Annotated in this window: 13 protein-coding genes and 3 tRNA genes; 2 read left to right on the top strand and 14 right to left on the bottom strand. The window is 71.4% G+C overall.

The window, feature by feature from the left end; all coding sequences use genetic code 11:
• Positions 1 to 100: 100 nt before the first annotated feature.
• From ACZ4W5_RS29175 to ACZ4W5_RS29155, 5 genes are all read right to left on the bottom strand, one after another.
• Positions 101 to 901 (bottom strand): class E sortase, encoded by an 801-nt coding sequence (locus tag ACZ4W5_RS29175; RefSeq protein WP_465657855.1) that lies wholly within the window; start codon positions 899 to 901, stop codon positions 101 to 103.
• A gap of 37 nt (positions 902 to 938) precedes the next feature.
• Positions 939 to 2,066 (bottom strand): class E sortase, encoded by a 1,128-nt coding sequence (locus tag ACZ4W5_RS29170; RefSeq protein WP_465657853.1) that lies wholly within the window; start codon positions 2,064 to 2,066, stop codon positions 939 to 941.
• A gap of 5 nt (positions 2,067 to 2,071) precedes the next feature.
• A complete protein-coding gene (locus tag ACZ4W5_RS29165) occupies positions 2,072 to 2,734 on the bottom strand; it encodes an aminodeoxychorismate/anthranilate synthase component II (RefSeq protein WP_360242870.1) in 663 nt (220 codons plus the stop codon).
• Positions 2,735 to 2,789: 55 nt separating this feature from the next.
• Positions 2,790 to 2,969 (bottom strand): hypothetical protein, encoded by a 180-nt coding sequence (locus ACZ4W5_RS29160; protein WP_360242867.1) that lies wholly within the window; start codon positions 2,967 to 2,969, stop codon positions 2,790 to 2,792.
• 88 nt (positions 2,970 to 3,057) lie between these two features.
• Positions 3,058 to 3,816 (bottom strand): DUF881 domain-containing protein, encoded by a 759-nt coding sequence (locus ACZ4W5_RS29155; RefSeq protein ID WP_465657874.1) that lies wholly within the window; start codon positions 3,814 to 3,816, stop codon positions 3,058 to 3,060.
• 173 nt (positions 3,817 to 3,989) lie between these two features.
• Between ACZ4W5_RS29155 and crgA the strand changes: the two genes are divergently transcribed.
• Positions 3,990 to 4,238, top strand: a complete 249-nt coding sequence (gene crgA, locus ACZ4W5_RS29150; RefSeq protein WP_360242861.1) for a cell division protein CrgA — start codon at positions 3,990 to 3,992, stop codon at positions 4,236 to 4,238.
• 349 nt (positions 4,239 to 4,587) lie between these two features.
• Here crgA and ACZ4W5_RS29145 read toward each other — a convergent pair whose 3' ends face one another.
• Positions 4,588 to 5,481, bottom strand: a complete 894-nt coding sequence (locus ACZ4W5_RS29145; RefSeq protein WP_465657850.1) for a rhomboid family intramembrane serine protease — start codon at positions 5,479 to 5,481, stop codon at positions 4,588 to 4,590.
• A 192-nt stretch (positions 5,482 to 5,673) separates the two neighbouring features.
• On the opposite strand from ACZ4W5_RS29145, the gene ACZ4W5_RS29140 reads away from it, so the two are divergent.
• Positions 5,674 to 6,381: a DUF5324 family protein gene (locus tag ACZ4W5_RS29140; RefSeq protein ID WP_465657849.1), complete on the top strand. Its 708-nt coding sequence runs from the start codon at positions 5,674 to 5,676 to the stop codon at positions 6,379 to 6,381.
• Positions 6,382 to 6,440: 59 nt separating this feature from the next.
• On the opposite strand, the gene ACZ4W5_RS29135 is transcribed toward ACZ4W5_RS29140, so the two are convergent.
• The 8 genes from ACZ4W5_RS29135 to gyrB all read right to left on the bottom strand — a co-directional run bounded on the left by ACZ4W5_RS29135 (position 6,441) and on the right by gyrB (position 14,560).
• Positions 6,441 to 6,513 (bottom strand) — tRNA-Ala (locus ACZ4W5_RS29135).
• 169 nt (positions 6,514 to 6,682) lie between these two features.
• Positions 6,683 to 6,811 carry a DLW-39 family protein gene (locus ACZ4W5_RS29130; RefSeq protein ID WP_014137031.1) on the bottom strand — a complete coding sequence of 43 codons (129 nt, stop codon included), beginning with the start codon at positions 6,809 to 6,811 and terminating at the stop codon, positions 6,683 to 6,685.
• 324 nt (positions 6,812 to 7,135) lie between these two features.
• Positions 7,136 to 7,209, bottom strand: a tRNA-Ile gene (locus ACZ4W5_RS29125).
• A gap of 84 nt (positions 7,210 to 7,293) precedes the next feature.
• A tRNA-Ile gene (locus tag ACZ4W5_RS29120) sits at positions 7,294 to 7,370 on the bottom strand.
• A 16-nt stretch (positions 7,371 to 7,386) separates the two neighbouring features.
• The gene (locus ACZ4W5_RS29115) at positions 7,387 to 8,760 is read right to left on the bottom strand and encodes a cyclopropane-fatty-acyl-phospholipid synthase family protein (RefSeq protein WP_360242852.1); all 1,374 of its coding nucleotides are present in this window, start codon (positions 8,758 to 8,760) and stop codon (positions 7,387 to 7,389) included.
• Between the two features lie 257 nt (positions 8,761 to 9,017).
• Positions 9,018 to 9,713 carry a DUF3566 domain-containing protein gene (locus ACZ4W5_RS29110; protein WP_402485202.1) on the bottom strand — a complete coding sequence of 232 codons (696 nt, stop codon included), beginning with the start codon at positions 9,711 to 9,713 and terminating at the stop codon, positions 9,018 to 9,020.
• A 147-nt stretch (positions 9,714 to 9,860) separates the two neighbouring features.
• Complete coding sequence (gene gyrA, locus ACZ4W5_RS29105; RefSeq protein ID WP_465657872.1) at positions 9,861 to 12,398, bottom strand: DNA gyrase subunit A; 2,538 nt, start codon at positions 12,396 to 12,398, stop codon at positions 9,861 to 9,863.
• Positions 12,399 to 12,535: 137 nt separating this feature from the next.
• On the bottom strand, positions 12,536 to 14,560 hold the full coding sequence (gene gyrB, locus ACZ4W5_RS29100) for a DNA topoisomerase (ATP-hydrolyzing) subunit B (protein WP_402485201.1): 2,025 nt from the start codon (positions 14,558 to 14,560) through the stop codon (positions 12,536 to 12,538).
• Between the last annotated feature and the right edge of the window lie 174 nt (positions 14,561 to 14,734).

The raw sequence follows: 14,734 nt of genomic DNA, 5'->3' as shown, positions 1-14,734 counted from the left end.
TGAAACGCCCGAGGGCCCGTCGCGGAGATCGCGACGGGCCCTCGGGCGTTCTGTTCCGGCGTCCCGTTCGGCGTTCCGTTCGGCCGGGCCGTCGGGATGATCAGCGCAGCTCCGGCGGCGGGGTGCGGTTGGCGTCCATGGCGTCCACCCGCACCAGGCTCCCCCAGACGGCCATCCGGTAGCGCGAGGTGTACACCGGCGTGCAGGTGGTCAGGGTGATGTACCGGCCGGGGCCGGTGTACCCGGAGCTCACCGGGACGGGCGCGACGATGCCGGTGTCGTACTTGGAGGTCTCCGGCAGGGTGTTGTCGACCTTGTAGACGTACCACTTGTCCCTGGTCTCCACCACGACCGCGTCCCCCCGGTGGACGGCGTCCAGTTCGTGGAACTTGGCGCCGTGCCCGTCCCGGTGGGCGGCCAGCGCGAAGTTGCCCGTCTGGTCCCAGGGCATCGCGGACCGGTAGGGCTGCTCGTAGACGCCCGCCACGCCCTCGTCCAGCACGGCGGTGGAGGTGCCCATCCGGATCAGCACCTGGAAGCCCCGGCCCATCGCCGGGACGTGCAGGAAGCCCACGTCGTCCCCGAACGCGGGGACCGCGGCGGGCGCGGGCGCCGCGCCGCTCCCGCCCGGGGGGCCGGCGGTCGGACCGGCCGACCAGGAGCCGCGCAGCCGGTCCGCGGCGTGCGCGGCGGAGGCGTCCGCCTGCACGTTGGTCCACCAGAGCGAGTAGGCCACGAACAGGCCGAGCACCAGGCCCACGGTGATCAGCAGTTCGCCGAACACCCCGAGCGCGGCCAGTGCCCGGCCGCGGCCCCGCCGGCCCTCCCGTCCGGGCGGGGGGAAGGCCTCCTCGGCCGCACCGGTCGTACCGGCCGACCCCGCGGTCCCGTCGTCCTGCATCTGTGGTGTTCCCCCTCCGGAGCCGGTCGGCGGGCGACTACCCACCCGTGATCGCGGCCGGCTTGCCCTGGCTGCGCGGCCGCTCCTCGATCATCTTGCCAAAGACGATGAGCCGGAACTTGGAGGTGAACTCCGGAGTGCAGGTGGTCAGCGTGATGTAGCGGCCGGGCCCGGCGTACCCGGAGCCGTTCGGCACCGGCTTGATCACGCTCACGTTGCTGGGGGAGGTCTGCGGGATCCCCCCGGTGATCTCGTAGGTGTAGTACCCGGTGGCGGTCTCCACCACGACCTTGTCGCCCTTGCCCAGCTCGTTGATGTACCGGAACGGCTCGCCGTGGGTGTTGCGGTGCGCGGCCAGCGCGAAGTTGCCCGCCTGGTCGCCCGGCATCGCGGTGCCGGGGTAGTGGCCGACCAGGCCCTTGTCGAGCACCGCCGCCTTGTCGGTGCCCTCGGCGATCGGGAACTTCAACCCCAGCTTGGGCAGGTAGATGATGGCGAAGCCCTTGCCGGGCGCGAACGCCTCGGGCTTGTTCGGGTCGGCGGCGGGCTGCCCCGGACCGGACGGCTGGGCGTCGAACTGCTGCTCCAGCTGGTCCCGGGCGCTGCTGGCGGCCGCGTCGGCCTGCACGTTGGTCCACCAGAGCTGGTAGGCGACGAACAGCAGCATCACCACGCCGAGGGTGATGCACAGTTCGCCGACCAGGCGGGCGGCCACCACGACCGCGGACTCCTTGGGGCGGGGCCCCCCGGCCGCCCGGCCCTTGGCCCGGCGCCGGCCACCGCCGGTACGGACGGCGGTCCGGCCCTGGGCGGCCCGACGACGCTCGGCCCGGCCGCCGGTGGGCGCGACGGGCTCGGCCGCCGGCTCCCCGTCCTCGACGGGCAGTCGCAGTTGGAGGGTCTGGTCGGGCAGCCACGGGTACTCGGGCCCGCCCTCCACCGGCCGCTCGGCCTGCTCGTAGACGCCCCAGCCGTCCTCGGGCGCGGCCTGGGCGGCCTGCTCCCCGGGGTACGGCCGGGCCTGCGCCGCCTCGCCGTACTGCGGGGCGCCGTACTGGGGGGCACCGGGCTCCGCGCCCTGGTACGGGCCGCCGGCGTACTGCGGCGGGCCGCCGTACGGGCCCGGCTCCGGCTGGTAACGCCCCTCCGGGCGTACCGCGGTCACGCCGCTCAGCCCCGGCCGATCACCGGGGCGAGCCCGGCCGACCGGTCCACGGCCTGCGGGAAGCCGCACTCCGCCAGCCAGTTGGCGAGCATCCGGTGCCCGCCCTCGGTCAGCACCGACTCGGGGTGGAACTGCACGCCCTCGACCGGCAGTTCGCGGTGGCGCAGGCCCATGATCACGCCGCTGCCGGTCCGGGCGGTGACCACCAGCTCGTCCGGCACGGTGGCCGGGTCGACAGCCAGCGAGTGGTAGCGGGTCGCGGTCAGCGGCGAGGGCAGGCCTTCGAACACCCCGCCGTCCTCGTGCTCGACCGGCGAGGTCTTGCCGTGCAGCAGTTCGGGCGCCCGGCCGACCACCGCGCCGTACGCCACCGCGATCGACTGGAGGCCCAGGCACACGCCGAACACCGGCAGCCCGATCGCCGCGCAGTGGTGCACCATCGCGATGCAGACCCCGGCCTCCTCGGGCGCCCCGGGGCCGGGGGAGAGCAGCACCCCGTCGAAGCCCTCCTCCCCCGCCCGGCGGACGGCGTGCTCGACGGTCACCTCGTCGTTGCGCACCACCTCGCAGGTGGCGCCGAGCTGGTACAGGTACTGGACCAGGTTGAACACGAAGCTGTCGTAGTTGTCCACGACCAGGATGCGGGGCGGGGTCGACTGGGTGGTCATGCGCGCGTGGTCTCCGTGGGGTGCGGTGCTGGGGGGAAGTTCCGGGCCCGACGGGTCAGCCGGCCGGGGCGCCGTCGCCGCCGTCCACTGTGACGTCGCCGAAGGGGAGCAGCGGTTCCGCCCACGGGAAGACGTAGGTGAAGAGGAGGTAGACGATCCCCAGGATCAGGAGCAGCGAGATGACGGCCCGGACCAGGGTGTTCCCCGGCAGATGGCGCCAGATCCAGCCGTACATGGTGCTCCCTCTAGGTAGCGGACTGGGATCAAGAGTAGACCCGGGATCCACGGCCGTGAGGCCGGTCCGGCACTGCCCCGCCGCCGGGCTACGGCTGGCCGCCCGCCGACCGGAGCTCGGTCGTGCCGGAGTACCCGGGCAGCGTGAGGTCCCCGCTGTCCTGGACCTTCCAGCCCAGGCCGTACGCCTGGACGTACTGCAGGTAGTTGCGGATCGTCGGGTCCCCCTCGACGGCCGAGCGCAGGGCGTCGGTCCTGCCCACCGCCTTGACCACGTACGGCGGGGAGTAGACCCGGCCCTGGAGCAGCAGGGTGTTGCCGACGCAGCGGACGGCACTGGTGGAGATCAGCCGCTGGTCCATCACCTGGACGCCGGCCGCGCCGCCCCGCCACAGCGCGTTGACCACGGCCTGGATGTCCTGCTGGTGGATGACCAGGTCGTTGACGCCGGGCTCCGGGACCCCGGGGATGCGCGCGGTGGCGTTCGGCGGGGCGTCGTTGAGGGTGACGGTCAACCCGCCGCCCTGGAGCGGCTCCAGGGCGGCGCCGAGCCGCAGGCCGTCCAGCCGGGCCGAGTCGGCGGGGTCGTGGCCCTGCTGCTCGGTGAGCTCCTGCGCCCGGGACTGGAGGTCGGCCAGCTGGGACTGCGCCTGCTGGTTCTGCGCGCTGCGCTGGCGGATCACGTCGCCGAGGCTCAGCAGCGAGTTGTCGGTCCGCAGGTCGGTGCCGCGGGCGGTCTGCGCGCTGATGTAGAAGAGCAGACCGGCGAGCGCGAACACGGTGCAGGTCAGGGCACGTCCGACAATTCGGATACCGGAACGGGGGGTGACGGCCTTCCCGGGGGGAATCGACAAATTAGTCACCGTACCCTTATCTCCTTGAGACCCGCCGAACCACTACGCTAACGGACGCCGGTGGCAGGCGTGGGAGTGGTCCCAGAGCGCTCTCCTCGACCGTCCGTCGGCGTCTCGCCCGCTGCACCCCTGCGCGGTCTCACAGCGCATCGACAGGAGAGCTCCTCGTGCCGAAGTCTCGACTCCGCAAGAAGTCCGACTACACCCCGCCGGCGACGACCGCGGTGAAGATCAGTTCGGGCCGTAGTTGGGTCGCACCGCTGATGCTGGCACTGTTCCTGATCGGCCTGGTGTGGATCGTCACCTACTACGTGACCAGCGGCAGCTACCCGGTGGAGAGCTGGCGGAACTGGAACATCCTGGTCGGCTTCGGGTTCATCGCGGCCGGCTTCGGCGTCTCCACCCAGTGGAAGTGACGCTCCGCGCGTCCTGAGGCTCGGTCCCGAGTCCTCCCCGCCGCTTCGGACCACGGTCCCGGAGCGGCGGTTCGGTGTGCCCGCGACCGGTCGCGGTGCCGTCCGCCCGCCCATCATCCGACGGTCCCACCATCGGACCGTCAGGCTTATCCACATGGTTATCCACACTGGGGAAAAGTCCCCACCGCCTGTGGATAACTCCGTGCCGCGACACCGTCCACAGCTGTGCACAACTCCCGGGGCGCGTGCGAACCGCACAGCAGGACACGCGTAGAACAGCAGTCCACAGCCCGCCCGCCGCACAGCCTGTGCAGAACTCCGCACCCGCTGTGGACAAACGTACGGGGAGTCACGCCCCGTACCAGGCCATCCCGGTCAACAGCAGCGCCGCCTCCAGCGCCACCGCGCCGCCCAGCGTCAGCCACTGGACCAGGGCGCGCCGCTCACGCGGGGCGTACATCAGGCCGAAGGCGACCAGGCCGCCGAACACCAGGCCGCCGATGTGCGCCCGCCAGTCGATGTTCGGGCGGGCGAAGGTCACCACCAGGTTGAAGACCAGGAAGGCCACCGCCGGGGCGACCGGGCCCCGGTCCCGCAGCTGCATCAGGATCGTGGCGGAGATCAGGCCGAAGATCGCCCCGGAGGCCCCCACCGAGTTCATCCGGTCCCCCGCCACCAGGAAGGCGAAGGTGCTGCCGCCCAGCCCGGCTAGCAGGTAGAGGGCCAGGAAGCGCAGCCGCCCGAGCGCCTCCTCCAGCGGCGGGCCGAGCCACAGCAGCACCAGCATGTTCAGCCCGATGTGCCACCACTCCAGGTGCAGGAAGGTGGCGGTCAGCAGCCGGTACCACTGGTCCGGGCCGTCGGCGACGCCGTACGGCCCCCCGGGGTACGACCGGCCGGCGCTGGCAAGCGACCAGACCTCGCCCAGGCGCGGGTTGAGGACGTACGCGGCCAGCACCCAGACCACCAGGTTGATCCCGACCAGCGTCCGGGTCACCAGCCCGCCGTCCAGGGCCGGCACCCCGCCGAAGCGGGTGGTGGCCCGTCGCGCCCCGGCGTGCCCCTGACCGGCGCACTCGGGGCACTGGAAGCCCACCGCGGCGGCCACCATGCACTGCGGACAGATCGGCCGTTCGCAGCGGGTGCAGGAGATCCCGGTGGCCGTCCCCGGGTGCCGGTAGCAGTCGGGCTGCCCGGCCCCGGGGGACCGGTCCGTGGACCCTCGCGGCTCGTCCGGGAGCATCAGCGGCTACCCCTTCCCCTGACCGACCACCGAAACCGCCAGCCTACTGCGGCCCCTGCCCCGCACGGCCCCCGAACGGCCCCGCCGGGCCCGCGTACGGCCCACCCCGGCGTGCCGGTGGGCGAATCCGGATGCATGATCAGCATTCAGGTGGATATGTGCATATAAGGACGCCACCAGGAGGAGAGACTCGTGAGCTTTTCGGACTCGGCCCGTGACACCGCCACCAGGACCCGGGACTCCGCCGCACAGTTCGCGGACGGCGCCAGGCAGCGCCTCGGGCCCGCCCTGGACGCCCTCGGCCCCAAGGCCACCCAGGCCGCCCACCACCTCCGCGTCCAGTACGACCGGCACCTCGCCCCGCAGTTCGGCCAGGCCTTCGCCAACCTGCCGCCCGAGGCCCAGCAGAACGCCCTGCGGGCCCTCCACCGGGCCCAGGAGGCCGCCCTGGCGGCCCGGCTGTCCGCCGCCCGCGCCGCCGACCAGGCCCGCAGCACGGTCGGCCCCAGGGTCGCCCAGGCCGTCGAGGAGGCCCGGGCCGCGGTCTCCCCGGTCGCGCACGAGGCCCAGTCCCGCGGCGCCGCCGCGCTGACCGCCCTCCAGGGCCACGTCAGCTCGGCCGAGATCAACGAGCTCGCCGCCCGGAACGCGAAGCGGCAGCAGCGGTGCGGCGGCCGGACGGCCGCCGGGCTGCTGCTCGCCGGGGTGCTGGCGGTGGGCGGCGGGCTGGTCGCCTGGCAGTGGTGGCGCCGGCACAGCAACCCGGAGTGGCTGGTCGAGCCCCCGGCGCCGGAGTCCCACCGGCCGGCCGGCGCGACCGCCGCCACCTCCCCGGTGAACGGCCTCACCCCCGAGGTCGCGGCCGAGGCCGCCGAGCCCACCGAGGACGACACCCCCTAGAGCCACGGAAACGCCGAACGGCGGCCGACCCGTAAGGGTCGACCGCCGTTCAGGCGCTGTGGAGCATAGGAGACTCGAACTCCTGACATCTGCCTTGCAAAGGCAGCGCTCTACCAACTGAGCTAATGCCCCTCGACGGCACGGCTCGTGCCAACGGGCACTAGCGTACCGGGTTCCGGCGTGTTTCCGAGAGCCGTCCCCCTGGGGGAACCGGCCGGTCCGATCGTATGAGCGGGCCGACCGGTTCGGGAGGCGCCGGTGAGCGCCTCCGAAGACCGTCGATCGTCAGATCGTCCGGGGCTCAGCGACCGGCCGGAACCGGGTCGGTGGCCTCGGTCCACAGGTCCTGCTCGGCGCGGTCCGCCTGGACCTGACGGTAGACAAAGAAGCCGCCGAGGGCGACCAGGGCGACCAGGAGAAGCTTCTTCACCGCGGGACCTCGTCCTTCTAGCGTTGGTGGACTCAGGAGCCGTTGCTCCGGCCGGACCGACCGGGCCGACGAGTCCAGATGTGTTTCGAGCGCGAACGGGCGGTCGGGTGCCGGACTGCCCTTGCGGCCGATGATACACACCGGTGTCCCAATCGTGACCAGCCACCGGCACCGTCAACCCGGCGGTCCGGTCCGAGGATTGACGCCGCACCTCATGCCGTACGGATCGTCCGCACCCGGTCCGACCGGGAAGCCCTCGTCAGGGGCGGTCCGCCGGGGAACGCCGAAGGGCCCGGAGTGATCACTCCGGGCCCTTCGGGGCGGTGGGCCTAACAGGACTTGAACCTGTGGCCTCTTCCTTATCAGGGAAGCGCTCTAACCGTCTGAGCTATAGGCCCTCGCTGCACATAGAGCGTACCGGAAGCCGCCCGATCTGCGAAAACGCCGAAGGGCCCGGAGTGATCACTCCGGGCCCTTCGCGGTGGTGGGCCTAACAGGACTTGAACCTGTGGCCTCTTCCTTATCAGGGAAGCGCTCTAACCGTCTGAGCTATAGGCCCTTGCCGCACTGAAAGATTAGCGGACCGACCGCCGATCTCCCAAATCCGTTCCGGCCGGGGTCGCGGCAGTGACCTCGGCGGCCGGGCGCACCAGCCACTCCTCACGGGTCGGCGGCAGGCCCGAGCCGCCCTGCTCGGTGCTGCGGACCGCGAGGATCTGGTTCACCCCGATCCGGTTCTGCTCGAAGGCCAGCGCGGAGGCGGCCATGTACAGCCGCCAGACCCGGGCGCGGCCGAGGCCGACCAGCCGGACCGCCTCCGTCCAGTGCGCCTCCAGGTTGGCCACCCACTCGCGCAGGGTCAGCCCGTAGTGCTCGCGCAGCGCCTCGACGTCCCGGACCTCGAAGCCGGCCTCCTCCAGCCGGGCCACCGTGGAACCGACCGGGGAGAGCTCGCCGTCCGGGAAGACGTAGCGGTCGATGAAGGGGCTGGTGCGGTGCGGTTCGCCGGGGTGGTCGGGGCGCCGGGCGATCTGGTGGTTGAGCAGCCGGCCGCCGGGCGCCAGCAGCCGGAACAGGCCGTCGGCGTACACCCGGTACTGCTCGGCACCGACGTGCTCGGCCATCCCGACGCTGGAGATCGCGTCGAAGGGGCCGTCGGTGATCTCCCGGTAGTCCTGGAGCCGGACCTCCACCCGGTCGGCCAGGCCGGCCTCCTCGATCCGGGTGCGGGCCAGCGCGACCTGCTCGGTGGAGATCGAGACGCCGACCGCGGTGACCCCGTAGTGCTCGGCCGCGTGCAGCAGCAGCGAGCCCCAGCCGCAGCCGACGTCCAGCAGCCGCATCCCGGGCCGCAGGCCGAGCTTCCGGCAGATCAGGTCGAGTTTGGCCTCCTGGGCGGCCTCCAGGCTCTTCGCCTCGGGCGTCCAGTAGGCGCACGAATAGACCATGGAGGAGCCCAGCACGAGGCCGTAGAAGTCGTTCCCGACGTCGTAGTGGTGGCTGATGGCGGCGCGGTCCCGGCCGCGGCTGTGCAGCCGCCCCTGGGCCCGGCGGACCTCCTCCGGGGGCGGGGTGGGCTCCGGTCCGATCGCCCCGGCCCGGAGGGCGGCGGCGACCACCCGGCGGCCCGCGGCGCCGAGGACGTCGCGCGGCCCGAGGGCCATGGTGCGGATCTCGGGGAGTTCGGCGAACTGGGCGACCGCGGAGAGCGTCTCGTAGAGGTCGGTGCCGGGGGCGAGGTCGAGGTCCCCCGAGACGTAGGCCCGGGCCAGGCCCAGCTCGCCCGGCTGCCACAGCAGCCGGCGCAGCGCCCGGCGGTTGCGCAGGACCACCGTGGGCGCCCCGGGCGGCCCGGCGACACTGCCGTCCCAGGCCTGCACCCGCAAGGGGATCGGGATGCCCAACAGCCCGTCCAGGGCCTCGACCAGTTGACCTGCGAGCTTCGCCACCGCGCGCCTCCGTCCAGCCTTCCTGCGGAAACCTTCCTGACCCGGTCGACCGACCGGGGCGGCCTGCGGCACTCCCACGGGTGGGAACGGGCGGCGTCCAGCTAATCCCACCGCGGCCGACCCGTTTCCGGGCGGCACGCCGCGGGAGCCGGCAGTCACCCGAAATGCCGACGGGCCCCGCAGGCTGCAACAGCCTGCGGGGCCCGTACATTCCGTCCGCGGACGGTGAACTGACCAGGGGTCAGGATCCGGCCGGATCAGTCCTCTTCGGCCAGGGTGAGCTCGACGCCGCCGGTGAAGCCGGCCGCCGCGTTGTAGATGAAGGCCGACAGCGTGGAGAGCGCGGTCAGCAGCACCACGTCGACCACCGCGATCAGCGTGGTGAACATCATGACCTTGCCGAAGCCGATGTAGTCCATCAGGTTCAGCTGGCTGCTGGCGTTGTCAGCGCCGCCGCCGGTGACGTCCTTGAGGGTCTTGGTCAGCGAGTCGAAGACGCCGAGCGAGTCCAGGGTCATCCACAGCACGGCCGAGGCCACGATGATGATGATGCCGACGGCCAGCGACAGCAGGAAGCTGACCTTCATCACCGACCACGGGTCGACCTTGGTCACCCTCAGCCGGGCCTTGCGGGTCCGGCCGAGGCCGCCCCCGACGGTCGCCGGGCCCGCGGCGGGGCGGCGCGGCGCGCCGGGCACCGGGGTGCCGCCGGCCGGGGTGTTGCCGCCGGTCCGGGTGCCCCGGGCCGGGGTCGGCTGCCCCTTGGTGTACGTCGTCGGCTGCGAGAAGCCGCTCTGTCCGGCCTGGCCCGCTCCGCCGACCGGCGGCATCAGCGAGGTGGACGCGGCCGAGTGCTCGGTCGGCGGCTGCCCCGGCACGCCGTACGACCCCCCGCCCTGCGCGCCCGGACGGCCGCCGGAGGGTCCTCCCGCAGCACCCGTGGCTCCACTCACCTGGTCCTCCCGCACTTCCCACCAGGGCGGCGCCGCCCTGATCCGTCACTCGTCATCCAGCGCCCGGCGGGATTGCCCGGTACTGGTCGGCGTCCGGTGCCGCCGTGCCCACTCTCTGGACGCGGCGGCACCGGTCTGCGGTTCGGTTCAGACCTCGGCGTCGCCGCCGACCGCCGTCCCCGTACCTTCGGTCGTCTCGGTGGACTCGGTGTCGGTGACCTCGTCCTCCGCCGTCTCCTCGTCCTCGGCCTCCGCGTTGCGGGCCATGCCCACCACCGCGTCGCGCTTTCCGAGGTTGATCAGTTGGACGCCCATGGTGTCACGTCCGGTTTCACGAACCTCGGAAACCCTCGTGCGGATCACCCCGCCCGACAGGGTGATCGCCATGATCTCGTCGGTGTCGTCCACCACCAGTGCGCCGACCAACGAGCCCCGGCCCTCGACGATCTTCGCCGCCTTGGTGCCGTAGCCGCCGCGTCCCTGGACACGGTACTCGTCCACCCCGGTCCGCTTGGCGTAGCCGCCGTCCGTGGCGGTGAAGACGTACGTCCCGGGACGGACGACGTTCATCGAGAGCAGCTCGTCGTCCTCGCGGAAGGCCATGCCCTTGACGCCGGAGGTGGCGCGGCCGGTGGGCCGCAGGGCGTCGTCGGTCGCGGTGAAGCGGATCGACTGGGCCTTCTTGGAGACCAGCAGCAGGTCATCCTCGGAGGAGACCAGCTCGGCGCCGATCAGCTCGTCGTCCCGGCCCTCCTCGTCCTGGCGCAGGTTGATCGCGATCAGGCCGCCGGAGCGCGGGGAGTCGTAGTCCTTGAGCGGGGACTTCTTCACCAGGCCGGCCCGGGTGGCGAGGACCAGGTACGGCTTGTCCTCGTAGGTGCGGACGGCCATCACCTGGGCGATGTGCTCCCCCGGCTGGAAGGCCAGCAGGTTGGCCACGTGCTGGCCGCGGGCGTCGCGGCCGGCGTCCGGCAGCTCGTAGCCCTTGGCGCGGTACACCCGGCCCTTGTTGGTGAAGAACAGGATCCAGTTGTGGGTCGTCGTCACGAAGAAGTGGTCGACGATGTCGTCCTGCTTGAGCTGGGCACCGCGCACGCCCTTGCCGCCGCGCTTCTGCGAGCGGTAGAGGTCGGAGCGGGTCCGCTTGACGTAGCCGCCACGGGTGATCGTGACGACGATGTCCTCCTCGGCGATGAGGTCCTCGATGGAGAGGTCGCCGTCGGAGGGGATCAGGGTCGAGCGGCGCTCGTCGCCGTACTTTTCGACGATCGCGGCGAGCTCCTCGGAGATGATCTCGCGCTGGCGGGTCGGCGAGGCCAGGATGGCGTTGTACTCGTCGATCTTGCGCTGCAGCTCGTCGTGCTCGTCCGTGATCCGCTGGCGCTCCAGGGCGGCCAGCCGGCGCAGCTGCATCTCCAGGATCGCGTTGGCCTGGAGCTCGTCGATGTCCAGCAGGCCCATCAGACCGGTGCGGGCGGCGTCGGCGCTGGCCGAGGCCCGGATCAGCGCGATGACCTCGTCGATCAGGTCCAGGGCCTTGAGCAGCGCGCGCAGGATGTGGGCGCGCTCCTCGGCCTTGCGCAGGCGGAACCTGGTGCGCCGGACGATGACCTCGACCTGGTGGTTGACCCAGTGCCGGATGAAGGCGTCGAGCGACAGCGTGCGCGGCACGCCGTCGACCAGGGCCAGCATGTTGGCGCCGAAGTTGGTCTGCAGCTCGGTGTGCTTGTACAGGTTGTTGAGCACGACCTTGGCGACCGCGTCGCGCTTGAGCACGACCACCAGGCGCTGGCCGGTGCGGGACGAGGACTCGTCCCGGACGTCGGCGATGCCGGCGATCTTGCCGTCCTTGACCAGGTCGGCGATCTTGAGCGCGAGGTTGTCCGGGTTGACCTGGTACGGCAGCTCGGTGATCACCAGGCACTGGCGGCCCTGGATCTCCTCGACCTCGACCACGGCCCGCATGGTGACCGAGCCGCGGCCGGTGCGGTAGTAGTCGTCGATCCCGCGGCGGCCGACGATCAGCGCGCCGGTGGGGAAGTCGGGGCCCTTGATCCGCTCGATCAGGGCCTCGAGCAGCTCCTCGGCGGAGGCCTCGGGGTTCTCCAGGTACCAGAGCGCGCCGGAGGCGACCTCGCGCAGGTTGTGCGGCGGGATGTTGGTGGCCATGCCGACCGCGATGCCGGTGGCACCGTTGACCAGCAGGTTGGGGATGCGCGCGGGCAGGACGGTCGGCTCCTGGGAGCGGCCGTCGTAGTTGGGCGCGAAGTCGACGGTCTCCTCGTCGATGTCGCGCATCATCTCCATGGCCAGCGGCATCATCTTGCACTCGGTGTAGCGCATGGCCGCCGCCGGGTCGTTGCCCGGGGAGCCGAAGTTGCCGTTGCCGTCCACCAGCGGCATCCGCATCGACCACGGCTGGGCCAGGCGGACCACGGTGTCGTAGATCGAGGTGTCACCGTGCGGGTGGTAGTTGCCCATCACGTCGCCGACGACGCGGGCGCACTTGTAGTAGCCCTTCTCGGGCCGGTACCCGCCGTCGTACATCGCGTAGAGCACGCGGCGGTGCACCGGCTTGAGGCCGTCGCGGACCTCGGGGAGCGCCCGGCTGACGATCACGCTCATCGCGTAGTCGAGGTACGAGCGCTGCATCTCGGTCTCGAGCTCGACCGGCTCGATCCGCATGGTCACCTGGGTGGTGGCCTCGGCGGCGGGGGACTCGGGGGTCTCGGGCTGGTCGCCTTCGGGACGGTTGTCGTCGACCACTGGTGGTCAGTTTCCTTTCACGCGGACTGGTACGTGCGGGGCCTGGTTCGCAGGCGTCACACGTCCAGGAAGCGGACGTCCTTGGCGTTGCGCTGGATGAAGGAGCGGCGGGCCTCGACGTCCTCGCCCATCAGCACGGAGAACAGCTCGTCGGCGCGGGCGGCGTCCTCCAGGGTGACCTGGAGCAGCAGGCGGTGCTCGGCGTCCATGGTGGTGACCCGGAGCTCCTCGGCGTTCATCTCGCCGAGACCCTTGAAGCGCTGGATCGCGTCGTCCTTGGGCAGCCGGCGCCCGGCCTCCACGCCGGCCGCGATCAGCGCGTCGCGCTCGCGGTCGGAGTAGGCGTACTCGAAGTCGTCCTTGCCCCACTTGATCTTGTACAGCGGCGGCATGGCGAGGTAGACGTACCCGGACTCGACCAGCGGCCGCATGAAGCGGAACAGCAGGGTGAGCAGCAGGGTGCGGATGTGCTGTCCGTCGACGTCGGCGTCGGCCATCAGGACGATCTTGTGGTAGCGCAGCTTGGACTCGTCGTAGTCCTCCTGGATGCCGCAGCCGAAGGCCGAGATCAGCGCCTGGACCTCGGTGTTCTGCAGCACCTTGTCGATCCGGGCCTTCTCGACGTTCAGGATCTTGCCGCGGATCGGCAGGATGGCCTGGGTGCGCGGGTCGCGGCCCTGCTTGGCCGAGCCGCCGGCGGAGTCACCCTCGACGATGAAGATCTCGCACTCGGACGGGTCCTTGGACTGGCAGTCCGAGAGCTTGCCCGGCAGCGAGGCGGACTCCAGCAGGCCCTTGCGGCGGGTCAGGTCGCGGGCCTTGCGGGCGGCGACGCGCGCGGTGGCGGCCTGGATGGACTTGCGGATGATGTCCGAGGCCTCGTTGGGGTTGCGGTCCAGCCAGTCGTTGAGCTGCTCGTGGACGACCTTCTGGACGAAGGTCTTCGCCTCGGTGTTGCCGAGCTTGTCCTTGGTCTGGCCCTCGAACTGCGGCTCGCCGAGCTTGACCGAGATGATCGCGGTCAGGCCCTCGCGGATGTCCTCGCCGGAGAGGTTGTCGTCCTTCTCGCGGAGCAGCTTCTTGTCCCGCGCGTAGCGGTTGACCAGGCCGGTCAGCGCGGCGCGGAAGCCCTCCTCGTGGGTGCCGCCGCCGTGGGTGTGGATGGTGTTGGCGAAGCTGTAGACCCCCTCGGTGTAGGAGGAGTTCCACTGCATCGCGATCTCCACCGAGATCGCCTTGTCCTTGTCCTCCGCCTCGAAGTCGATCACCGAGGGGTGGATGACCTCGCCCTTGCGGGAGTTGAGGTGGGCGACGAAGTCGGCGATGCCGCCGTCGTACTTGTACGTGACGGTGAGCGGCTTGCCCTCCTCGTCCACGTGCTCGGGGCGCTCGTCGGTCAGCGAGATCGACAGGCCCTTGTTGAGGAAGGCCATCTCCTGGAAGCGCCGGGAGAGCGTCTCGAAGGAGTAGACGGTGGTCTCGAAGATGTCGGGGTCGGCCCAGAAGGTCACCGTGGTGCCGGTGCGGTCGGTCTCGGCGCCCTTGACCAGGGGGGCGGTCGGCGCGCCCATCTTGTAGTCCTGGGTCCAGATGTGGCCGTCCTTGTGGATCTCCACCGAGAGCCGGGTGGACAGCGCGTTCACCACCGAGACGCCGACGCCGTGCAGACCGCCGGAGACGGCGTAGCCGCCGCCGCCGAACTTGCCGCCCGCGTGCAGGACGGTGAGCACGACCTCGACGGCCGGCTTGTCCTGGCCGGGGACGATGTCCACCGGGATGCCGCGGCCGTTGTCGACGCAGCGGATGGCGCCGTCGGCCATGATCGTCACGTCGATGGTGTCGGCGTACCCCGCCATCGCCTCGTCGACGGAGTTGTCCACGACCTCCTGCACCAGGTGGTGCAGGCCGCGCTCACCGGTGGAACCGATGTACATGCCGGGGCGCTTGCGGACGGCGTCGAGGCCTTCCAGCACCTGGATGTTGCTACCGGTGTAGGAAGCCTGGTCGGTCTGGTCTGGGGTCTGGCTGGGGTTGCCGGAATCGGCCACGAAGCGCCCTCTCTGGCACAGCGCGGGCCGCATTCCAGCCCCGTGCGGGCGGGCGTGCGACCACGGCGTTTCGACTCGGTTGCCACTAGCAACAGTGTTTGGCTCTCAGTCTACCGGTACGACTGACAGAGATGGGCGTTTGGCAGCCCTTGAAGGCAGATATGCCGCCCTGAATCCCCTCGGGACGTGTCCCGATACTCGACCCGG

Source organism: Kitasatospora sp. NPDC029367 (genome assembly GCF_055569135.1).
The sequence above is the reverse complement of the archived record's forward strand: the minus strand, read 5'-3'. Positions and strand labels throughout refer to the sequence as shown.